The sequence below is a fragment of the Janthinobacterium sp. FW305-128 genome (genome assembly GCF_020858135.1).
In the GTDB taxonomy this organism is placed as follows: Bacteria; Pseudomonadota; Gammaproteobacteria; order Burkholderiales; family Burkholderiaceae_D; genus Janthinobacterium.
On record NZ_JACYMK010000002.1, the window covers coordinates 420,469 to 442,640 of the forward strand.

Annotated in this window: 21 protein-coding genes; 16 read left to right on the forward strand and 5 right to left on the reverse strand. The window is 62.9% G+C overall.

All coding sequences use genetic code 11. From position 1 onward, the window contains the following. Window positions 1-55 precede the first annotated feature (55 nt). From IGS60_RS06745 to IGS60_RS06765, 5 genes are all read left to right on the forward strand, one after another. Entirely contained in the window at window positions 56-607 is a 552-nt protein-coding gene (locus IGS60_RS06745; protein WP_070218785.1) for a DUF4142 domain-containing protein, read from the forward strand. Window positions 608-730: 123 nt separating this feature from the next. Then, on the forward strand, window positions 731-1,117 hold the full coding sequence (locus IGS60_RS06750) for a hypothetical protein (protein ID WP_070310750.1): 387 nt from the start codon (window positions 731-733) through the stop codon (window positions 1,115-1,117). A gap of 28 nt (window positions 1,118-1,145) precedes the next feature. Continuing rightward, a complete protein-coding gene (locus IGS60_RS06755) occupies window positions 1,146-1,562 on the forward strand; it encodes a hypothetical protein (protein WP_070288385.1) in 417 nt (138 codons plus the stop codon). A 236-nt stretch (window positions 1,563-1,798) separates the two neighbouring features. After that, the gene (locus tag IGS60_RS06760) at window positions 1,799-2,266 is read left to right on the forward strand and encodes a cache domain-containing protein (protein WP_268993946.1); all 468 of its coding nucleotides are present in this window, start codon (window positions 1,799-1,801) and stop codon (window positions 2,264-2,266) included. Window positions 2,267-2,357: 91 nt separating this feature from the next. Beyond that, on the forward strand, window positions 2,358-3,890 hold the full coding sequence (locus tag IGS60_RS06765; protein ID WP_070288384.1) for a methyl-accepting chemotaxis protein: 1,533 nt from the start codon (window positions 2,358-2,360) through the stop codon (window positions 3,888-3,890). On the opposite strand, the gene IGS60_RS06770 is transcribed toward IGS60_RS06765, so the two are convergent. Continuing rightward, on the reverse strand, window positions 3,887-4,930 hold the full coding sequence (locus tag IGS60_RS06770; protein ID WP_230503124.1) for a hypothetical protein: 1,044 nt from the start codon (window positions 4,928-4,930) through the stop codon (window positions 3,887-3,889). The genes IGS60_RS06765 and IGS60_RS06770 overlap by 4 nt on opposite strands. A gap of 3 nt (window positions 4,931-4,933) precedes the next feature. Then, a complete protein-coding gene (gene cadR, locus IGS60_RS06775; protein ID WP_070218780.1) occupies window positions 4,934-5,374 on the reverse strand; it encodes a Cd(II)/Pb(II)-responsive transcriptional regulator in 441 nt (146 codons plus the stop codon). 99 nt (window positions 5,375-5,473) lie between these two features. Here cadR and IGS60_RS06780 point away from each other — a divergent pair, with 99 nt between their 5' ends. The 3 genes from IGS60_RS06780 (at window position 5,474) to IGS60_RS06790 (ending at window position 9,261) form a co-directional block, all read left to right on the forward strand. Continuing rightward, a complete protein-coding gene (locus tag IGS60_RS06780; protein ID WP_230503125.1) occupies window positions 5,474-7,753 on the forward strand; it encodes a heavy metal translocating P-type ATPase in 2,280 nt (759 codons plus the stop codon). Window positions 7,754-7,838: 85 nt separating this feature from the next. Beyond that, window positions 7,839-8,087, forward strand: a complete 249-nt coding sequence (locus IGS60_RS06785; RefSeq protein ID WP_230503126.1) for a hypothetical protein — start codon at window positions 7,839-7,841, stop codon at window positions 8,085-8,087. Window positions 8,088-8,205: 118 nt separating this feature from the next. Then, complete coding sequence (locus tag IGS60_RS06790) at window positions 8,206-9,261, forward strand: alpha/beta fold hydrolase (protein ID WP_230503127.1); 1,056 nt, start codon at window positions 8,206-8,208, stop codon at window positions 9,259-9,261. Here IGS60_RS06790 and IGS60_RS06795 read toward each other — a convergent pair. Both IGS60_RS06795 and IGS60_RS06800 read right to left on the reverse strand, forming a co-directional pair. Continuing rightward, window positions 9,258-10,736 (reverse strand): MFS transporter, encoded by a 1,479-nt coding sequence (locus tag IGS60_RS06795; RefSeq protein ID WP_306798467.1) that lies wholly within the window; start codon window positions 10,734-10,736, stop codon window positions 9,258-9,260. The genes IGS60_RS06790 and IGS60_RS06795 overlap by 4 nt on opposite strands. 128 nt (window positions 10,737-10,864) lie before the next feature. Next, window positions 10,865-11,449 (reverse strand): GNAT family N-acetyltransferase, encoded by a 585-nt coding sequence (locus IGS60_RS06800; protein WP_230503129.1) that lies wholly within the window; start codon window positions 11,447-11,449, stop codon window positions 10,865-10,867. A gap of 97 nt (window positions 11,450-11,546) precedes the next feature. On the opposite strand from IGS60_RS06800, the gene IGS60_RS06805 reads away from it, so the two are divergent. The 3 genes from IGS60_RS06805 (at window position 11,547) to IGS60_RS06815 (ending at window position 13,222) form a co-directional block, all read left to right on the forward strand. Next, window positions 11,547-12,428, forward strand: a complete 882-nt coding sequence (locus tag IGS60_RS06805) for a LysR family transcriptional regulator (protein WP_230503130.1) — start codon at window positions 11,547-11,549, stop codon at window positions 12,426-12,428. Between the two features lie 87 nt (window positions 12,429-12,515). Beyond that, the gene (locus IGS60_RS06810) at window positions 12,516-12,731 is read left to right on the forward strand and encodes a DUF6434 domain-containing protein (RefSeq protein WP_230503131.1); all 216 of its coding nucleotides are present in this window, start codon (window positions 12,516-12,518) and stop codon (window positions 12,729-12,731) included. 32 nt (window positions 12,732-12,763) lie between these two features. After that, window positions 12,764-13,222, forward strand: coding sequence for a hypothetical protein (locus IGS60_RS06815; protein ID WP_230503132.1), 459 nt, complete (start codon window positions 12,764-12,766; stop codon window positions 13,220-13,222). Window positions 13,223-13,225: 3 nt separating this feature from the next. Here IGS60_RS06815 and IGS60_RS06820 read toward each other — a convergent pair whose 3' ends face one another. Then, window positions 13,226-14,281, reverse strand: a complete 1,056-nt coding sequence (locus IGS60_RS06820) for an FAD-binding oxidoreductase (protein ID WP_230503133.1) — start codon at window positions 14,279-14,281, stop codon at window positions 13,226-13,228. A gap of 546 nt (window positions 14,282-14,827) precedes the next feature. On the opposite strand from IGS60_RS06820, the gene IGS60_RS06825 reads away from it, so the two are divergent. From IGS60_RS06825 to vioE, 5 genes are read left to right on the forward strand one after another with little or no spacing between them, the layout of a single operon-like run. Then, window positions 14,828-16,135: an FAD-dependent oxidoreductase gene (locus IGS60_RS06825; protein ID WP_230503134.1), complete on the forward strand. Its 1,308-nt coding sequence runs from the start codon at window positions 14,828-14,830 to the stop codon at window positions 16,133-16,135. Further along, on the forward strand, window positions 16,132-19,146 hold the full coding sequence (gene vioB / locus IGS60_RS06830) for an iminophenyl-pyruvate dimer synthase VioB (RefSeq protein WP_230503135.1): 3,015 nt from the start codon (window positions 16,132-16,134) through the stop codon (window positions 19,144-19,146). Before IGS60_RS06825 ends, vioB begins: the two co-directional genes overlap by 4 nt. Window position 19,147: 1 nt before the next feature. Further along, entirely contained in the window at window positions 19,148-20,437 is a 1,290-nt protein-coding gene (locus IGS60_RS06835) for an NAD(P)/FAD-dependent oxidoreductase (protein ID WP_070218766.1), read from the forward strand. Window positions 20,438-20,490: 53 nt separating this feature from the next. Next, window positions 20,491-21,555: a tryptophan hydroxylase gene (locus IGS60_RS06840; protein ID WP_230503136.1), complete on the forward strand. Its 1,065-nt coding sequence runs from the start codon at window positions 20,491-20,493 to the stop codon at window positions 21,553-21,555. A 9-nt stretch (window positions 21,556-21,564) separates the two neighbouring features. Next, on the forward strand, window positions 21,565-22,146 hold the full coding sequence (gene vioE, locus IGS60_RS06845) for a violacein biosynthesis enzyme VioE (protein WP_070218764.1): 582 nt from the start codon (window positions 21,565-21,567) through the stop codon (window positions 22,144-22,146). Window positions 22,147-22,172 lie beyond the last annotated feature (26 nt).

Below are 22,172 nucleotides of genomic sequence, written 5' to 3' on the forward strand. Positions count from 1 at the left end.
CTGGCTTAACATTGTCATCAGCTTGTAGAAAAAACCACACTCGAAAGGATTTCCCATGCCTATCCCGACCACCAGCTCCCGTGCCCCGTCCTTCAAAAGCGTAGCCATCGGCGCCGCCGTTGCTTTATTGAGCGGCATCGCCATCAACAGCATCGCCGCCGCGGCGCCGGGCGCGTACGACAAGCAATTCCTCAGCAAGGCCGCCGACGCTGGCAGCACGGAAATTGCCGCCAGCAAAGTGGCGCAAAGCAAGAGCAGCAATGCGGAAGTGAAGAAATTCGCCGATGCCATGGTCACCGATCACACGAAAGTGGCGGATGAGCTGAAACAGCTGGCCAGCAGCAAGCAGATCGAGGTCAGCGACCAGCCCGGCAAGAAGCACCAGGCGCAGATCGACAAGCTGAGCCGCCTGGAAGGCGCGCAGTTTGACAAGGAATATGCGGCCACCATCGGCGTGGCGGCGCACAAGGAGGCCGTGAAACTGTTCACGGATGCCAGCCAGAAGGCGAGCGATCCCGACATCAAGGCCTTTGCCGCGAAGACCTTGCCAGCGTTGCAACATCATCTGGACATGGCCAATACCCTGCACACGGCGGTGGGGAAATAGCCAAGTCAATAGCCAAGTTACCGGCAATTAGCGGGGATATGCTTGCTGTACGTGCCGTACGGCAAGCATATCTGCTCTTGACATACAATGCGGCAACTTCGTTTTTGGCCATGCCATGACCTCATGCAGCTACTCAAGAAAACCGGCCTGATCGCCGCCGCCTTCCTGCTCATCCTCGTGCTGGCAGGCTGGCTCTTCATCAAAGTCAGCGCGGCGCGCAATGCCAGCGTATATGCCCAGGAATGGAACGATCAGCGCACGTGCGTGATCAATACCTACGTACCCCACTACGGCAACGGCGTGCCGCAGAACATCGTGCGCGCGCTGAGCACGTCCACCTTTTTCCGCGTCTACCATAAGGATGGCACCTTGCTGGAAAGCACGGAATGGGTGCTGGACATGCATGAAGACGGTATCCTCGACCATGCGCGCTGGGGCCAGAACCAAACGCGCGCCATCTACCCGACGGACATGGGCGACGAAAGCTGGACCTTGCCCGAATGCGCGTGATCATTTAGCAATCAAACGAAAGAGTCCCATGCTGCGCGGCCCCTGGAGCGATGCTCCCTACATTCCTACACTCCACCATTTTCTCGGCCCTTTCGACGTGTATGACCGTGAAGAAACCTTGGGCGTGGAACTGGACCGCTGGGACATGAACGACCCGCTCCAGCGCGCTGCCCTGATACGGCGCGACATCACGTCGCAATACAAGGAACTCAGCTATCGCCACCGCCATGCGCTGGTGGCCGTGCTGGCGCAGGCGCTGCAAGACCCCGGCTACGATTTCCAGGCCATCCTCGAACATGACCCGGAAAGCACGAATGCCCTGCCTGCCTTGTGGGATGAAATGGCCGATCCGCGCGCCTTCTTTGCCGATATCTACCGCCTGGTGCAGCAAGATTGGCACGACGACCTGGCGCGCGCGGCGGCGGAAGACCCGGCCAGCTGGTAACGCGGCGCCCGCACCACACTATCGATACGCTAGTCTACGCTCTCACTTTCCCTCTGTGGACGCGATTGCGGCCGTCTGCACGCATCGTTGCAAAAACGCCCCATTCAAAAAAAATCTGTTGCACCAGCGCATGTCTGCTGGCATCGCGCTACTATGAAACGTCGGCACTTCGATAGGCGCCGCCTCACCGCACCGGTTCCCCGCCGGCTTTCCCCTGCAATGTGAAGGAGATTCTCATGCCCAAGTTCGCCCCTGCCATTTGCCTGTCGGTCATGCTTGCCGCCGGCATGATGCCCTGTATCGCCAGCGCTGCCGAAGGCGGCGCCACGCGCGCCGACGCGGAAGCCATGGTCAAGAAAGGCGTGTCCTACATCAAGAGCGCCGGCGACGCCAAGGCGTATGGCGACATCACGGCCAAGTCGCCGCAATTCATCCTGCACGACCTGTACCTGGTCGTCTATAAACTCGACGGGACGGTGGTTGCGCATGGCGCCAATCCGAAAATGGTCGGCAAGAACTTGATCGAGCTGAAGGATATTGATGGCAAGGCTTTTGTGAAGGAACGAGTCGACCTGGCCAAGAGCAAGGGCACGTTCTGGCAGGAATACAAATTCACGAATCCGGAAACCAAGAAGATCGAGCCGAAGGTGATGTATTGCGAGAAACTCGCCGAGACCGTCGTCTGCGGCGGCATCTACCTGTAGCCTGCCGCCGCGCCGCCAGCGCCGGGATGGCACACCGATCTCTCAACGAATTTCTCAACGATATGGGCCTCATGTGAAAATCGCACAGAAGATGTTGATCGTCCCGGTGGTCGCGCTGGCTTGCCTGCTGGCCATGGGGGCCTTGTCCTATTTCGCCATGCAGCAAAACGAAAGCCGCATGCGCGACTTGAAAGACGTCACCTTGACGGCCGAGCGGCTTGCCAACCAGCAAGCCATTGCCCTGGGTCAGGTACACGCCGACGTGTATGCGAAGATCGCCATCGCCGCCAGCCTGTCTGACGAACAGTTCAAGCAGTTCGGCGCGCAAACGGATCGCCAGCTCAATGCCATCGCGCAAGGCTTGAAGGAACTCAAGCAATTCTCGGGCGCCGCCACGGAAGCGGGCCAGGCGCTGCCCGGCGTCGAGCGCTACCGTGCCAGCGTGGCGCAGGCGTTGGATCTGGCCTCGATGGACCCGAATACGGGCGTGGCGGCGATGCAAAATGCCGCCGGGCACTACCAGCAAGTGAGCGGGCAACTGCGCCAGGTGCTGCTCAACCTCGACCACCGCACGGTCGACGCGCTGCAAGAGACAAAAAATGCGGGCCAGCGCGCCGGCTGGCTGTCGCTGGGCACCATGGCTGTCGGCTTTGCCCTGCTGGCCCTGATCGCCACCTGGGTGGCCCGCTCCGTCGTGCGACCCATCGACGAGGCGTGCCGCGCCGCTGAAAGCCTGGCGGCCGGCGACCTGACCACGCGCATCGACGCCCGGAGCGACGATGAGGTGGGCAAGCTGTCGCGGGCGCTGGCTACCGTCTTGAAAAACTGGAACACTTTATTGGGCGAGATACGCCAGGCGGGCTCCACCATCACGGTAGAAGCGAGCGAAATCGCCCTCGGCAATGCGGACCTGTCGGCCCGTACGGAGTCGCAAGCGCATTCCTTGCAGGAAACAGCCTCGTCCATGCATGCGCTGACCGATACCGTGAAGGAAAACGCCAGCCATGCGCACCAGGCCAACCAGATGGTGCTGTCGACCTCGAACGTGGCGCTGGAAGGCGGCCGCGTCGTGGGCCAGGTGGTCGAGACGATGGGGTCGATCAAGGCCAGTTCCGGGCGCATCGTCGACATCATCGCCGTCATCGACGGCATTGCCTTCCAGACCAATATCCTCGCCTTGAACGCGGCCGTGGAAGCGGCGCGCGCGGGCGAACAGGGGCGCGGTTTTGCCGTCGTCGCCACGGAAGTGCGGGGCCTGGCGCAGCGCTCGGCCACGGCGGCGCGCGAAATCAAGCAGTTGATCGAGGATTCCGTTGCCAGAATAGAAACGGGCAGCGAGCTGGCCGACAGCGCCGGGCGCACCATGGGCGATATCGTCGCCTCCGTTCAGCAGGTGACGGAGATCATGAACGACATCACGGCGGCCAGCCAGCGCCAGAGCAAGGGCATCGAGGAAGTCAACAATGCCATCACGGAAATGGACGAATTGACCCAGCGCAATGCTGCCCTGGTCGAGCAATCGGCCGCCGCCGCGCAAAGCATGCAGGATCAAGCGCATGATCTATTGCGCGTGGTCGACGCCTTCCGCCTGGGCGACGGTGGCCCGCCGCTGCTGCCCCGTTAGCGCGGTGACTGCATGGCCGCTGCCGCGCAGTCGAGCATCCGCTTGCCTGCCGCCGCCAGTGCCGGATCGTCCTCGTCCTGCAGCAGCGTCCCGACGACGCTCTGGTCGGCAACGCTGCCCTGCATGGCGGCCAGGCGTGCCACGCGGTCTTGCGTGGCACCATCGCCAAGGGTACGGGCGCTGAAAAAGCTGTACAGGCCGGCGATTTCGCGTTGCTGCAGCCATTCCATCAATTGCACCAGGCGCGCCTGCTCCACATAGCTCAGTTCGCTCACCTTGCGCTCCGCCAGCGCCTCATACACTTCCAGGCGCGCCATCCAGTTGCCCTGCGCGGCAGCCGCAAGCAGCTGGTCCCAGGCGGCACCGGCGTGCGGCACGGGCCGCGGCTGCAGCTGATAGGCCAGCACGGCTTGCTGCTGCGGCAACGCGCCGTAGGCCGTGGGCGCCTTGCAGACAAACTGGCGCGCATCGGGGCCGCCTTGCCGCAAGCCGCTGGCGATATGCCGCTCGATCTTGTCGCCGATGGCCAGCAGGCGTCTGGCGTGTTCCTGTACGGACCACTGCGGCGGCAATTTGCCCAGCCAGGCCAGCGCATCGTCGTTGGCCCGCACCGCCAGCTCGTAGGCTACCGCCTTGGCCTGTTGATCTTTCTCTCTGGCCAGTTTTTCCGCATCGTGCTGGATATCGTATTGGCTGGCGCTTTGCTTGAGTTTCAGGCATGACTGGAAGGCGGCAGGCGCTTCTTGCCAGCAGCGAGCCGGCACCGTGAACGTCCAGCGCATGCTGACCGTTTCCAGGACATACGTCTCTTCGCCCTCTTCTGCCTTGAGATAGGCTTGGCCGTCCGCCTTGGTCACGCCCTTTGTCAGTTGCTTGCCGCCCACCGTGCTCCAGGTGTACGGATCATCGTCTTGCGGCACGCCGGGGGCGGCGTACAGGGTCAGGTAGTGGCCGGCGGCGGCGGGAACATCTGCCGCATGGCTCAGCGGCGACAGCAGGGACAAGGTGAATAAAGCTCTTGCAGGTAACAGTTTCAGCATGAATCAATGGGATTGTGGGAGTTCGGTATGGCAGGCGCAGTCGTGGCCGCTGGCCGCCTCGGACAGGTTTTGCAGAATCGCGCAGTCTTGCGACGGCTGCGGCTGGTCGCACTGGTGGCGCAAGGTCACCAGCTGCTGCTGCAGGGTTTGCAAATTTGCCATCTGCTCGGCGATGCGCAGGATATGGTGGTCGAGCAATTCGTTGACGCTCTGGCAGCCTTCGGCCGGATTGTTCTTAAATTCCAGCAAAGCGCGGATATCGGTCAAGCCGATCTGCAAGGAGCGGCAATGGCGGATGAATTGCAGCCGTTCCTGGTGTTCTTCGCGGTATTCGCGGTAGCCGGCGCTGTTGCGCCCCGGTTCCTGCAGCAAGCCCGCTTTCTCATAGTAACGCACGGTTTCCACATCACAATCTGTCCGTTTGGCCAGTTCTCCGATACGCATGGCATCCCCTTTTCATTCTTTCGTGCAAATTCCGCTTGACCCTGTAGCGGCTACAGGGTTTCTAATGGAAGCATACACGAAACCGGAAGGACGAATGCGATGCCGCACGATAGCCACGATCATACCCACGAGCACAAGCACGACCATGAGCATCAGCATGCACCCAAGGCGGCCAGTTGCTGTTCCAGCCAGCATGCGTGCTCGTCCACGCCTGCCGCCCCGTCTGGTCCAGCGCTGCCCAGCGCGGCCATCGCGGGCGCGAGCACGGCCAAATACCGCATCGCCAACATGGATTGCCCCACGGAAGAACGCTTGATCCGCAACAAGCTGGCGAATATGGCGGGCGTCGTGGGCCTCGATTTCAACCTGATGAACCGCGTGCTGGACGTGCACCACACCCTGCCCTCGCTGGCGACGGTGGAAGCGGCCCTGCACGGCATCGGCATGCAGGCCATTCCCATGGAAGCGAACGCTGCCGTTGCGCGTGCCCCGGACGAAGGCAGCCTGTCCGGCCTGCAAAAGGGTTTGCTGGTGGTTTCCGGTCTGGCTGCTGCTGGCGCCGAAGCGCTGGCGTGGACCACGCACGCAGACAGTTCGCCCCTCGTCATCGCCCTGGCCTTGCTGTCGATCGCCACGGGCGGCTGGCCGACCCTGAAAAAGGGCTGGATTGCCCTGAAGACATTCACCCTGAACATCAATTTCCTGATGAGCTTGGCGGTTTTCGGCGCCATCGCCATCGGCCAGTGGCCGGAAGCGGCCATGGTCATCTTCCTGTTCGCCATCGCCGAGCTGATCGAGGGCTTGTCGCTGAACCGCGCGCGCAACGCCGTGCACAGCCTGATGCAGCTGGCGCCCGACACGGCCACCGTCGCCGACGCCAGCGGCGCCTGGCAGCAAGTATCCGTCGCCACCGTGGCCATCGGCGCGACCATGCGCGTGAAACCGGGCGAGCGCATCGCGCTCGATGGCGTCGTGGCCAGTGGCGAGTCGTCCGTCAACCAGGCGCCGATCACCGGTGAAAGCATGCCGGTGGACAAGGCCGTGGGCGACGTCGTGTATGCGGGCACCATCAATGAACGGGGTTTGCTCGACGTCACCGTGACGGCCAACAGCGGCAACAGCACCCTGGCCAAGATCGTCAAGGTGATCGAGGAAACCCAGGGCAAGCAGGCGCCCACGCAGCGCTTTGTCGATCAGTTCGCCCGCTACTACACGCCCGCCGTGGTCGTGTTCGCCATCCTCGTGGCCGTGCTGCCGCCTTTGCTGCTGGGCCAGCCCTTCATGGCCTGGGTCTACAAGGCCTTGGTGATGCTGGTGATCGCCTGCCCTTGCGCGCTCGTCATTTCCACGCCCGTCACGGTGGTCAGCGGCCTGACGGCGGCCGCGCGGCGCGGCATTTTAGTGAAAGGCGGACAATTCCTGGAAACGGGTTATCGGATCAAGGCCATCGCCGTCGACAAGACGGGCACCTTGACCATGGGCAAACCGGCCGTCACGGATGTGGTGGCCCTGGAGGGCAGCGACCGCGACACCATCCTGCTGCTGGCCGCCAGCCTGGACGCCAACTCGGCCCACCCGCTGGCCGCCGCCATCGTCAAGGCGGGTCCGCCCGCCGGCAGCCACTTGCCCGTCACCCAGTTTGCCGCCCTGCATGGACGCGGCGTGCAAGGCAATATCGATGGCCAGACATATTACTTGGGCAATGCGCGCCTGATGACGGAGTTGAACGTGCTGACGCCGGCACTGCAAGCCATCCTGGCGCGGCTGGAACAGCAAGCCTACACGGCCATGGTGCTGGCCACCCCGGCCGGTGCGCTGGGCGTGATCGCCGTGGCCGACGTGCTGCGCCCGACGGCGGCGTCCGCCATTGCCCGCCTGAATGCGCTGGGCGTGACCACCGTCATGCTGACGGGAGACAATCTGCTGACGGCGCAGCGCATCGCGGCCGAGGTGGGCGTGAGCCTGGTCAAGGCGGAGTTGTTGCCTGAAAACAAGCTCGATGAAATCAAGGCCTTGCAGCAAGAGTTTGGCGTGGTGGCCATGCTGGGCGACGGCGTCAACGACGCCCCGGCCCTGGCGCAGGCGGACATCGGCTTTGCCATGGGCGCGGCCGGCAGCGACACGGCCATCGAAACGGCCGACGTGGCCCTGATGGATGATGAACTGGGCAAGTTGCCTGAATTCATCAGCCTGAGCCAGCGCACGCGCAGCATCCTCGTGCAAAACATCAGCTTTGCCATCGGCATCAAGGCCGTGTTCTTTGGTCTGGCCCTGGCCGGCATGGCGACTTTGTGGATGGCCGTGTTTGCCGACGTGGGCGCCAGCCTGCTGGTGGTGGCGAACGGCTTGCGCTTGTTGCGCAATAACAAGCAAACATAGTCCCGGACAGAAATATTTCCATCTGGACAATTGCTGTAAAAAACGCTACTTTGGCGGCTGGTCCCCACCACCGCCAAAGTAGCCGATGACCTTACTGCCCCGCCTGTCCCTGCTGGCCACCCTGCTGGCTGGCGCCTCCCTGCACGCCGAACCGATGTTCTTCACGCCCTGCTCCGATACGGCCGCCCCCGGCAGCCTGTGCTCGGGCTTGAACGTGCCCGGCAGCTACGATGCCCAGGGCCACGCCGTCGGCGACGCGGATGCCATGCACGTCTTCGTGCGCAAGTTTGCCGCCGATGTGCCTGCCGGCAAGCCCGCCAAGAGCACGCTGTAAGTATTAACCCCCAAGGCAAGGTCTGGGGTCGGACCCTCAGGGTCCGACCCCAGTTTCTGCTTTCGGGTTGGACGTTTTCCCGATGCATCGTCGTTATGGAACATTCTGTCAGGATAATATGCGCAAAATCTGCTCAGTACTTTCACTACTGTCCTGCCTGGGGCATGTCCAGGCAGCCGAACCCGCTTTTTCCGCTGGCACCATCTGCGCCGCGCCCGCGCAAGCCGTGCGCGAACAGGGCTACGTGCCCATCAATGGCATCGAGCAATGGATCACGGTCACGGGCGCCGCCTGCGGCAATCCCGTGATCCTGTTTATCCATGGCGGTCCCGGCAATGCCTTGAGTCCGTTTGCCGACGCCATCTACGCCGGCTGGGAGCGCCATTACACCCTGGTGCAGTGGGACCAGCGCGGCGCGGGCATGACGTATGCAAAACAGCGACCGACGGAAGATATCCCATTGACGGTGGAACAGATGCGCGACGACGGCATCGCCGTGGCCCGCTATCTGCAGCAGCACCTGGGCAAGGATAAAGTTATTTTGATGGGCAGTTCATGGGGATCGATCCTGGGCGTGCACATGGCCAGGGCGCAGCCGGAGCTGTTCCACGCGTACATCGGCACGGCGCAAGTGGTCAATGCGCGCGACAACGAGGCCGGCATGTACCGCGAAGTGCTTGCGCTGGCGCAAGCGGCCGGCGATACCCCTACAGTGGACAAGCTGGCGGCGCTGGGGCCGCCGCCATGGACCGATCCGCGCAACTTCGGCATCCTGCGCCGTTTCGACCGCAAATATGAGGGATTGGCAACGGATGCGCCGCCAAAACACTGGTGGCAGCCGGCGCCGTTCTACGCCACGCCGCAAGCGCTGGCCGATGCCGAGGCGGCCGATGACTACTCGTACCTCCAGTTCATCGGCCTGCGCGGCGACGGCATGTTCTCAGGCGTGACCCTGCCCGCGCTGGGCACGCGTTTCGACTTGCCCGTGTTCTTCATCATGGGCGAAGCGGACTTGCTGACCTCGCCCGCCATCGCGCGCACGTATTTCGACAGCATCACGGCGCCCGTCAAGAGTTTTACCCTGGTAAAACGGGCCGGACACGACCCCAACCAGGCCGTGCTGGACGCCCAATGGACGGTCTTGCGCGACCAGGTGGTGCCGCTGATTCATTAAATCGCGCGGCGCGCCCGCAGATGCAGGTAACGGATGGTGGCAGCGGCTGCCATCAGGATGGCGGAAGCCGTTGCTAGCACGACAATAAATGCCTTGTCGAAGGCCGAACGGGCCAGTTCCGACACTTGCATGCCCAGTTCGGCCGGCAATTGCTCGGCGGCCAGCAGCGCCGCGTCCAAGGTGTCATGGGCGTTCGGCAGCAGGCCCGCGCTTTCCGGGATCACCAGGGTGGCGCTGTAGACGGCCGACATGATGGTGCCCAGCACCGTCACGCCGATCACGGCGCCCAGTTCGTACGACACTTCCTCGATCGAGGCGGCCATGCCGGCTTGCTGGGGAGCCACGTTGAGCATCACGGCGCTCGATGCGGCCGTCATGACGGCGCCCAGGCCCAGGCCCAGGATCACCAGGCTAGCCACTTGCGCCGAGACGGCGGCGTCATGCAGCACCAGATACGATGCCATACCTATACCGGACAGCAACAGCGAACCCCACAAGACCTTGGCCTTGTCGGCACGCGGCAGCATGAAACCCGTCAACGGACCGGCAAACACGGACGCCAGCGGCAGCGGCAACAGCAGCAGACCCGCTTCCAGCGGCGACAGTTCCCGCACCAGCTGCATGTGCTGGCTCAGCGCCAGTTCCATGCCGATCAGCGCGGCGGACGCCACCATGGCGGCGGCCACGGCGCTGGAAAACGGCAGTTCGCGGAACAGGGCGAAGTCGATCAGCGGCTTGGCTTGCCGCTTCTGGCGGCGTACGAATTTCAGCATGAAGAAGGCGCCCACGGCGAACGAGGCGGCGGCCAGCGCATACGAGGGCTGCGACTTGCCCAATTCCTTGATCGCATACACGCCACCAAGCAAACCCATCATGACTTGCAGCGAGCCCTTCAAGTCCCATGGCTTGTCGCGGTTACCGGCCCGTTTCGGCAGGATGACAGTGGCCAAGACCAGGGTCAGCAGCACGATGGGCACGTTGATCAGGAAGACGGAACCCCACCAGTAATGTTCCAGCAGGAAACCACCGAGCACGGGGCCGAAGGCGGCACCGCCGGAGGCGATGGCCGCCCACACGCCGATGGCGAACGAGCGCTCGCGGTTATCCGTAAAGGTCAGGCGGATGATGGACAAGGTGGCCGGCATCATCAGCGCGGCGCCGATGGCCAGCAGCACGCGGGCAAAGATCAGCCATTCTGCGGCGGGCGAAAACGCGGCGCACAGCGAGGCGATACCGAACACGGTCAGGCCGGCGAGGAAAACGGGTTTGTGGCTCAAGCGGTCACCGAGGGTGCCGAGGCCGGGCAACAGACCGGAGACGACCAGCGCGTAGACGTTGATGATCCACAGTTTTTGTGAGGAAGTGGCTTGCAAGTCGCGCGTCAGCGCGGGCAAGGCGGTGTAGAGCACGGTCATGTCGACCACGATCAGGAACAGGGCGCTGGAGACGATGGCCAGCGTCAGCCATTTTTTCATTGGATGCATAAACAACTCATGGATTTTAGTGTAACTTTTAACAACTATCGGTTTGGATAAATCTGGTGCTGCGCAAATATTTACGTTCCAGGCTGCCACGGGCCTGGCCTTGTCGGGGGCGGCGGGCGTCAGCCACGGTCGCCATCCTTGTCATCCACGGCGGCCGACACTGCCGGCGCATCGAGTTCGCGCAGCATGACGACGGACACTTGCTTGAAGCCGCGGCCCTGGAAGAATTGTTGTGCTTTCAAGTTGTGCGCGCCGCATTCGAGGAACAAACGGGCGATGCCGTGGCTGCGCAGCTCGTCGGCCACCCACTCCACCAGCAAGCTGCCGATGCCGCTGCCGCGCACGGAAGGCAGCAAGACCAGGTCGTCCAGCGCGGCGAACGATTTCGAGGCGCGCTGGCGCGTATCGATGGAAACGAGGGCCATGCCGACGATGGCGTCTCCGGCAGTGGCGACGGCCAGCAGGGTCGAATCGCCATGTGCCCAGTCGTGCGACAGGGCGGCGCGGATTTCGCCGCGTATCACTTCAGGCAAGTCCGCGCGCCAGTTGCCGGGCGCATCGGCCCGTTCGCCCTGCAGCTCCGAATGGGAGATATAGTCGGCGCTGACGTTGTCAAGATAGAGCTTGCACAGCGCATCTTCGGCGCTGGCGTCGTGACACCAGCTGAAGCGGATGGCGGGGGTATGGGCTTGGGCGTTTTTCATGGCGGATCTCGTGTTATTGAATTAGTAAAAGCATTTTATGTCGCCCCTGAATGGCATTCAAGTTAAAATCCATCTGCAAAACAGATAGGTGGATGCCATGCAATGGACTTTGGAACAAATGCGTTACTTCGAAGCGGCCGTCGCGGCCGGTTCTTTCTCGGGCGCGGCGCGTCGGCTGGGCCGCGCGCAATCAGTGGTCAGCACCTCGATCGGCTTGCTGGAAGCGGAATTCGGCGTGGAACTGTTCGACCGTTCGCGCCGCAGCGCCGTGCTGACGGAGGCGGGCAAGGTGATGCACCTCGAAGCGTGCGAACTGCTGCGCCAGGCCGAGCGCTTGCAGCTGCGCGCCCAGCTGCTGAGCGAGGCGCCCGAAGCGCAGCTGACCCTGGCCCTGGACGAAGCCCTGCCCTACCTGGCCATCGGCACCCTGGTCAAGGAACTGGCGGCGCGCTACCCGGCGCTGGAACTGGTGATGCTCAACGCCACGGCGTCGGAAGTGGCGCAATACGTGGAGCAGCAGCAAGCCGACGTGGCCTTCCACTTCGACCGCGGCCCGATTTCTCCCGTGCTGGAACAGCAGCACATTGGCAGCGTGGCGCAAGGCGTGTTCGTGGCCAAGGGCCACCCGATGGCGCACGGCCACGAAGTGAGCCGCAACGAGCTGACCCGCTACCGCCAGCTGATCATGGATTCCGAGCTCAACCGCGAACATGCGTTCAGCCCCGCCGTCTGGTTTTCCGACAGTTTTTACAGCATCGCGGAAATGGTCGCGGACGAGCTGGGCTGGGCGATTTTGCCGCTGAATATCGCCAATTACGACAATTACAAGGGCTACCTGCAGGAAGTGCCCTGCCCTGCGCTGGCTTTATCCAGGCTACCGGTGCGGCGGCTGGCTATCCATGGCAAGAAGCTGAGCGAGACGAGTTTGTGGCTGACGACCAGGCTGGCGGAGTTGTTGGCGGATGGGCCTAGGGGGTGAGACAGTTGGACGGTCGCTGAACTGTTGCCCATGATCTAGAATGGCACGCTCTGGCCATTCAAGGTAATACAGCAAAGGAAATACAGCATGGAATTCGATTGGCACGGCGGCATTATTTCCCGCCACACTGTCGTTGATGTGCACTACAGGAATACGCAGAACGTCAGGCGCTTCCTGCTTGCCCAATGCGGACCGAAATTTACGTTCCAGCGCGATTTCATGGCCTGGATACGCGACGGCGCCGCGAAAACCATGGGCGATGTTGCCGATGAGTGGCTACGCCGCCACCGCATTGCCCGCTAGCCGCTTGCACGCACGAAAATAGAAAGATTGACATGACGCTATCAACGGTGTTCAGCAACTGGCTCGCCATGGCCAAAGACGATCCTGTGGAGATTGATCCCGACGACATCAACCACGAAGCCAGGACCAATATGTGGAGCTTTTCGCCCACGGACGAGGAAACACCGCAGATCCATGCGGCCGATATCGTCGCCTTCATCGGCAAGGTGATCGCGGCGCGCCGCAGTGCCCTCGCTGGCGAGGATATGCTGTTCTATTGCTGGCACGATGCGCAATGCCGGCAGTTGCGCTTCAGCCTGGTGTCGCGCTCGCATGGGCGGCTGCCGTTTCGCTGCGAACTGCGCGAAACGCAGGATCTGGCGCTGATCGCCGAGCGCGTGGTCAACGGCGACTGGCGCAATGAGGATTTCGTGCAGGCCCCGTCGGAGGACGGCGATGCGCAGGAGCCGGCGCCGTTCGTGCTGCCCGTGTTCGTGGCGCCTGTGCCCTAGGAATCAGCGCGCCTGAAAACGCGCGGGCCGGCAAGCCTCCAGGGCCGGCGCTGGCTCGCCAGTGACAATCTCCCCGCTGGCCAGCTGGCCCACGATGGCGGCCAGCACCACGCCCGGATGCATGGCGCATACGTACACTCCTTTGATATTTGGCAGATAGCCGATGACGGGCACGCCGTCTGCGGGCATGGGGCGCAGGCCGATGCAGGCGAATTCCGGCGCGATGGCCTCCGCCCCCTCCAGTTCTTCCCGTATCGCGCTGGCCGTGCGTAGCGCGATGGCGGCGGGCTGGTTTTCCGGCGCGTCGTCCAGATAGTCTTCCGCTGCCAGCATGGTCCCGTCCTCGGCTTGCCGCACTTCCATTGCATGATTGGAAATGATGCCGCGCACGAGGCCGGGCGGCGCCTGGTAGCGCAGGAAGATGGCGGGCGAGGCGTGAATCGGCAAGTCAACTCCCAGCTGCGCGGCCAGGCTGGCCGTGCCCGTGCCCGCCGCCAGCACGACCATATCGGCCCCGATGAGGCCCGCGGCCGTCTCCACGCCCGTCACCTGTGCGTCCCGGACGGTAAAACCCAGCACGGGCGTGTGCGTGCGGACCGTTGCACCGAGCGCCTGGGCCGCCGCCAGCAAGGCGTGCGTGGCGGCAACGGCGTCGAGCGCACCCTCCTCCGGCTCGTGGACGGCCTGTTCCGGCGGCTGCCGCAGCTGAGGTTCAAGCTGGGCGATGCGCGAGCGGTCAATCACGATGGATTCAGGCGACACGCGCCCATCCTGCGTGCCATACGACAAGGCGCCGTGCCAGCGCATCGTCAAGCCCGGCACCTGCGATTCCAGCTTCCGGTAGGCTGCGATGGCCCCGCCGCGCAGGGCCGCGATGGGATCAATCCCCGCGCAGGAGGTGTTAATCCACGCAAACGAGGTGCCCGTCACGCCGGACGCGATGGCGCCCGCCTCGACCACGGTGACTTGTGCGCCCTTGCTGGCCAGGTGGTAGGCGAGCGACGCGCCGACGATGCCGGCGCCGATGACGACGACGCGTTCTGGAGCACTTTGATTCATAGTTGACAACGTTGCTTATTTATCACAAGACCGAGTCTACCACAGGCGCCGCAACTCCAGCGCATAGGCATGGCCATCGACAACCTTGCCTTCCACGATGGCGATATCTAGAACCCGGCAAGGCGCCGCGCAGCCGTGCGCGAACCCACCAGCCACGCCACCAGCAGCGAAGCAGCCATGGCGGAGCATTGCAATAAGTCGATGAATTCGGACATGGTGCCTCCTGTTTTCGATGAGCGTAGCAACATTCGCGCTTGATCAGCGCGCGCCTTGCAGACGACAACTACATTGATATTTATCAAACTGACAGCCCGATACCCGGGCTATTGTCGGTGCCATCTTTGATTTGAAACAGAAACTCTGCTGCCAAGAATCGACCATACCAGACGCAACGCCAGTTCTCGCCAGGCTCTTCATTTCCCAGCCGATAACGCTCGCCAAGTGCGGTAACACCCAGCGTTCCCCCCTCTCTTGCCTGCACGGGCGGGGGAAACTTTTGCTAACGATTTTGCAGCTTTTTTAATGAACGTTAAAAAGGAATTTCGTATGAGCACGTATTCTGATATTTGCATCATCGGCGCCGGCATAGGCGGCCTGACTTGCGCCAATCGGCTGATCGACGGCGCCGCCGGCAGGAAGCTGCGCATCCGGGTCTTCGACCTGAACGCCACCGTCGGCGGCCGCATCCAGTCGCGGAAAATAGATGGCGAGGAAATCGCCGAACTGGGCGCCGCCCGCTACTCGCCGCAGCTGCATCCGCATTTCCAGCAACTCATGCAGGGTAGCGGATTGCCGCATGCGGTCTACCCGTTCACCGAAGTCATCTCCCACGATAGCGTGCTGGAAGAGCTGAAGGCAACACTGGATGACCTGAGCCCGATGCTGAAAGAGCATCCGAATGACTCCTTCCTCGCGTTCGTCAGCCATTACCTGGGCGCCGCCAAGGCCACCCACATCATCAAGGCGACCGGCTATGACGCATTGCTGCTGCCGATGGTGTCGGCGGCCATGGCCTACGACATCATCAAGAAGCACCCGGAAACGCAGCATTTTACGGAAAACGCCGCCAACCAGTGGCACTATGCGACCGACGGCTACCACGCGTTGCTGTGCCAGTTGCAGCACCAGGCCCAGGCCGCCGGGGTGGAATTCCGGCTCGAACACCGCCTGCTGTCCGTTGAAAAATCCGGCGCCGAGCATGTGCTCGCCTTCAGCCACCACGGCGACACGCAGATGCACCGCACACGCCATCTGGTGATGGCCATCCCGCCGTCCGCCATGCCGCGCCTGAACCTGGATTTCCCGCACGCCTGGAGTCCGTTCCAGTACGACTCGCTGCCCCTGTTCAAGGGCTTCCTGACGTTCGACACGGCCTGGTGGGACGCGCTCGGGCTGACCGACAAGGTGCTGATGGCGGCAAATCCCCTGCGCAAGATCTACTTCAAGAGCGACAAATATGTGCTGTTCTATACCGACAGCAAAAGCGCCGCCTACTGGCGGGACAGCCTCGAGCTCGGTGAAGACGTGTACCTCGAGCGTGTCCGCAGCCACCTGGAAGAAGTGCTGCCGCTCGACGGTCAGCCGCTGCCGCAGATCAAGGCGCACTTTCACAAGTTCTGGCCCCATGGCGTCGAGTTTTGCGTGGAGCCGGAAGCCGAGCACCCGGCCGTCCTGCTGCACCGGGACGGCATCATTTCCTGTTCGGATGCGTATACCGCGCATTGCGGCTGGATGGAAGGCAGCCTGATCAGTGCCCAGCAAGCCAGCGGCCTGTTGCTGCAACGGCTAGATCAGCTGGAAGACGTCGCCGCCGCCAACGATACCTTCATCACTACCTCGACCGAGCGCGCATGAGCCTACTTGACTTCCCCCGCCTGCATTTTCGGGGTTTTGCCCGCGCCAATGTGCCGACCGGGAATCGCAATACGCATGGCAACATCGATATCGCCACGAATGCGGTATCGATGGCGGGCGAAGCTGTCGACCTGAGCCGGCCGCCGGCCGAATTCCATGCGCACCTGAAACAGCTTGCCCCCCGTTTCAATGCGGAGGGCAAGCCCGATCCGGACGGTATCTTCAGCCAGGCGGCAGGCTATAACTTTTGCGGCAACAATCATTTCTCGTGGGAGAACGCGAGGATCACGGGCGTCCAGCTGCGCGATGGCGAGGTCGATACGCAAGACGCGCTGGTGGGCGCCAAGCTGGCGCTGTGGGGCCACTACAACGAGTATCTGCGTACGACGTTCAACCGCGCCAGGTGGATCGACAACAACCCGGCCCAGCCGGACACCACGCTGATCTACGCCGGCCAGTTCACCTTGAGCGACAAACTGGCCACGCCAAACACGCCCACCTTGTTCACCGCCGACATCGCGCAGGCGCATTCGGTGCGCTGGCTCGGCAGCGGCCATATCGCGGAACGCAGCGGGCATTTCCTGGATGATGAATTCGGCCGCTCCAGGCTGTTCCAGTTTTCCGTGGCAAAGGGGGACCCGCATTTCCTGTTCAATGCGGACCTGCCGCTGCCGGCCAGCATGCATGCCTTGCAGCAAGCCCTGGCCGACGACGCGGTGCTGGGACTGACGGTGCAGTATTGCCTGTTCAATATGTCCACGCCGCAAAAACCCGACTCGCCCGTGTTCTACGACCTGGCCGGCAGCATCGGCCTGTGGCGGCGCGACGAACTGGCCACCTATCCGGCCGGCCGCCTGCTGCAGCCGCGCCAGGGCAGCCTGGGGCCGGTGCTGATAAAAGTACATGCGGACCGCGTCTCGTTCAACATGCCGACCGCCATTCCGTTCACCACGCGCGGCACGGGCGCCGTCTCGGAACAGCATCCGACGCATGCCCTGGGCGGCAAGCAGGCGCTGGGCGAGCTGTTGCTGCATGACGGCGCCGGCACCTTGCTGGCCCGGATTCCCGAGCAGCTGTACCGCGACTATTGGCGCCATCACGGCGTCTTCGATGTGCCGCTGCAACATGCCGCCGCCTCGGGTTCGCTCAGCCTGGGCAGCGCACAGGCGCAGTGGGAAGAAGCCGACTGGGTGCTGCAATCGGACAGCAACCAGCTGTACCTGGAAGCGCCGAACCGGAAAAAGCACGAGCAATTTCCGCAGACGATCACCGTACAAAGCCGCTTCCGCGGCGCGCTGGCGGCGCCTGCGTCCCTGTCAGCGCAGGCCGAACACGGTGCGCTGCTGGCCGTGGAGCAGCAGCCGTCGCCGCTCGGGCATGGCTATACGGCGCTGACCCTGACGGGCCGCCAGCCGGGCGCGACCAGGATCGTGCTGGGGACCGGCAACGACAAACAGTACCTCGGCGTGCGCGTGCTGCCCGACGACTGGGACCTCGACGACGTACCGGCCGAACAGGTCGACTACGCCTTCCTCTACCGGCATGTGATGAGCTACTACGAGCTCGTGTACCCCTTCATGTCGGACAAGGTCTTCAGCCTGGCGGACCAGTGCAAGTGCGAAACGTATTCGCGCCTGATGTGGCAGATGTGCGATCCGCAGAACCGCGACAAGAGCTATTACATGCCCAGCACCCGCGAACTGTCGCTGCCGAAGTCGCGCCTGTTCCTCAAATACCTGACCCAGGTCGAGGCAAAGGCCAAGGCGGCGCTGCCGCAACCGGCGGCACAGCATGTCATCGGCGGCAAGGCGGAGCTGATCGACGAGCTGAAGAAGGCCATCGACCTGGAATTGTCGCTGATGCTGCAGTACCTGTATGCCGCGTATTCGATTCCCAATTACGCGCAGGGGGCGGCGCTGGTGCGGGCCGGCCGCTGGCTGCCGGCCGAGCTGGAACTGGCCTGCGGCGGCGAAGACCGGCGCCGCAACAGCGGTACGCGCGGCGCGCTGCTGGAAATCGCCCATGAAGAAATGATTCACTACTTATTAGTCAACAATGTGTTGATGGCGCTGGGCGAACCGTTTTATAGCGGCACCCCGGTGCTGGGCCAGCAGGCGCGCCAGCGTTTTGGCCTGGACACGGAATTTGCTTTCGAGCCATTTTCCGAACACGTGCTGGCCCGCTTCGTGCGTTTCGAATGGCCCGACTATATTCCCACGCCGGGCAAATCCATCGCGACCTTCTATACGGCGATCCGCCAGGCCGTGGCCGAGCTGCCCGGCCTGTTCGAGAGCGGCGGCGGCAAGCGCGGCGGCGAACACCACCTGTTCCTGAAAGAACTGACCAACCGCGCCTATCCCGGCTACCAGCTGGAGGTGTCCGACCGCGACAGCGCGCTGTTCGCCATCGACTTCGTCACCGAGCAGGGAGAAGGCGTGGCTGTCGATTCGCCACATTTCGCCTCGTCCCATTTCCACCGCCTGCGTGCCGTCGCCGGCAAGTTTTCAGCCTGCGACAAGCCGTTCGAGCCGGCCCTGCCGGCGCTGAAGAATCCCGTGCTGGAAGCGCGCGCGGACTGCAGCGTGGTGACCGACCCGAAGGCGCGCGCGCTGATGCGGCTGTATCAGGGGTGCTACGAACTGACCTTCCTGCTGATGGCGCACCATTTCGCGCAGCAGCCGCTGGGCAGCCTGCGCCGCTCGCGCCTGATGAACGCCTCGATCGACATCATGACCGGCCTGTTGCGCCCCCTGTCGGCGGCCCTGATGAACATGCCGTCCGGCTTGCCCGGCCGCCACGCGGGACCGCCCGTGCCCGAGCCGGTCGGCAGCCGGGTCAGCAGCGACTACAGCCTGGGCTGCGACATGCTGGCGCAGAAATGCCTGGCGCTGGCGCAGTACGCGCGCAGCCTTGAGAGCGATGTCATCGGCATGGCGCCGATAGACATGTTGGAGTTTTTCAATCAGCAACTTACCGATTTATCTCGGGGAAAGATGTCAAGAGAGGCCTGAAATGCATAAAATCATTATCGTCGGCGGAGGCCTGGCAGGTAGCCTCAGCGCCATTTATCTGGCGCAACGGGGACACGATGTCCACGTTGTCGAAAAACGCGGCGATCCGCTGCTGGAGAATGCCGCAAACGCCGACCCGGTCAACTCGCGCGCCATCGGCGTGAGCATGACCGTGCGCGGCATCAAGGCCGTCCTGGGAGCCGGCATCAATAAACAGGAGCTCGACCAGTGCGGCGAGCCCATCGTCGGCATGGCGTTCAGCGTGGGCGGCCGGCACCGCATACGCGAGCTGACCCCGCTCGAAGGCCTGTTTCCCCTGTCGCTGGATCGCACGGCCTTCCAGCGCCTGCTGAACCGGCATGCCGTCAAGCACGAGGTGAAGTATTACTTTGAGCATAAATGCCTGGATGTCGACCTGGAAAGAAAGAGCGTACTGATTCAGGCCCCGGACGGCGCCGTACGGCAGCTGGATGGCGACCTGATCATTGGCGCAGACGGCGCCCATTCCGCGGTACGGCGCGCCATGCAAAGCGGCGTGCGCCGCTTTGAATTCAGGCAGAGTTACTTCCGCCATGGCTACAAAACCTTGGTGTTGCCGAACGCGGCGGACTTGGGTTTCAGGAAGGATTTGCTGTACTTCTTCGGCATGGATTCCAAGGGGCTGTTTGCCGGTCGCGCGGCCACCATTCCGGACGGCAGCATCAGCTTTGCCCTGTGCCTGCCCTACACCGGCACACCGAGCCTGGGCACGCTGAACCGCGAAGCCATGGCCGACTTCTTCAGCCGCTACTTCGGCAGCCTGCCGCCGGAGCACCGCAAGGAGATGCTGGAGCAGTTCATGACGCTGCCCAGTAACGACCTCATCAATGTCCGCTCCAGCACCTTCCACTACAAGGCCAATATCCTGCTGATCGGCGATGCGGCGCATGCCACCGCCCCCTTCCTCGGACAAGGCATGAACATGGCGCTGGAAGACGTCCACGTCTTCGTTTCCCTGCTGGAAAAGCATGGCAATGCCCTGGGCCCCGCCCTGTCCGAATTCACGCAGCAGCGCAAGGTGCAGGCGGACGCCATGCAGGACATGGCGATCGCCAACTATGAAGCACTGAGCAATCCGAATCTGATTTTCTTCCTGCAGACGCGCTACACGCGCTACATGCACAAGAAATTCCCCCGTGTTTATCCGCCAGACATGGCGGAGAAACTGTACTTCACATCGGTTCCCTACGATGAACTGCAGCAAATCCAGAAGAAACAAAACGTTTGGTACAAACTTGGAAGGGTAAATTAATGAACATTCTCGTTATCGGCGCAGGACCCGCAGGACTGATCTTTGCCAGTCAGATGAAACAAGCCCAACCGGGCTGGAATATCAGCATTACGGAAAAAAATACCCCGGAAGAAGTGCTGGGCTGGGGCGTGGTGCTGCCGGGACGGCCGCCGCGCCATCCTGCCAATCCGCTCTCCTACCTGGAGCAGCCGGAACGGCTCAATCCCCAGTTCCTGGAAGAATTCAAGCTCGTGCATCACGACCAGCCCAACCTGATGAGCACCGGCGTGACCCTGTGCGGCGTGGGACGCCAGGCCCTGGTGCAGGCCTTGCGCGCCAAGTGCGTGGCGGCCGGCATCGCCATCCGCTATGAAACGCCGCCGGCGGACAAGGCGCAGCTGGAAGCCGAGTACGACCTGGTGGTGGTGTCGAATGGCGTCAACTACAAATCGCTGGACTTGCCGCCCGCGCTGGCGCCGCACATCGATTTCGGCCGCAACAAATACATCTGGTATGGTACCACCCAGCTGTTCGACCAGATGAACCTGGTGTTCCGCAGCAATGACCAAGGGATTTTCATCGGCCATGCCTATAAATACTCGGACACGATGAGCACCTTTATCGTCGAATGCAGCGAAGAAACGTACGCCAAGGCGGGGCTGGAGGCGCTGTCCGAACGCGACGCCGCCGCGTATATCGCCCAAACCTTCAAGGCCGAACTCGGTGAGCACGGGTTGCAGAGCCAACCGGGCCAGGGCTGGCGCAACTTCATGACTCTCAGCCGCGACCGGGCCTGCGACGGCAAGTTCGTGCTGCTCGGCGATGCGCTGCAATCGGGGCATTTTTCCATCGGCCATGGCACCACCATGGCGGTGGTGGCAGCCCTGCTGCTGGTCAAGATCCTCCATACCGAAGCCGGCACGGCGGCCGCCCTGGACAGCTTCAACGCCCGCGCCGTGCCCCTGATGCAATTGTTCAAGGACCACGCCAACAGCAGCCGCCTGTGGTTTGAAAGCGTGGGCGAGCGTATCGGACTGAGCAATGAAGAGCTGACCGCCAGCTTCGACGCGCGCCGCAAGGACTTGCCGTCGCTGCAGGAAGCGCTGATGGCCAGCCTCGGCTACGCGCTGGGCCGCTAGGGAGCCGCCATGCCGACACACCTCGCCCCGCCGCTGCTGCCGCTGCAATGGAGCAGCGCCTATATTTCCTACTGGACACCGATGCAGGAGGACGACCAGGTCACGTCCGGCTATTGCTGGTTCGACTATGCACGCAACATCTGCCGCATCGATGGCCTGTTCAATCCCTGGTCGGAAAAGGAACATGGGCACCTGCTGTGGATGTCGGAAATCGGCGATGCCAGGCGCGAACAAAGCCGCAAGCAGAAAGTGGCCTACGCAAGGCAGGCGGAGGCAACTGGCGAGCAACTGCAGGGCACGGCGCTGGCCGACGAGGTCACGCCATTCCATGACTTGTTCCTGCCGCAAGCCGTGCTGCTGGACGGCGGCGCGCGTCACGACGGCCGCCACACCGTGCTGGGCCAGGAGGCGGACGCCTGGGTAGTCGAGCGTGCGGGCAAGCCGCCATCGGTCTTTTACCTGGAGACCGGCGGCAACCGCCTGCTGCGCATGGTCACCGGCAATGACCCGCAGCACCTTTCGGTACGCGACTTCCCCAACCTGCTAGTCGGCGACATTCCGGATAGCGTCTTTACGTCTTGCAACACCTGACCAGGATGTGGCGCGCGCCCGAGCCC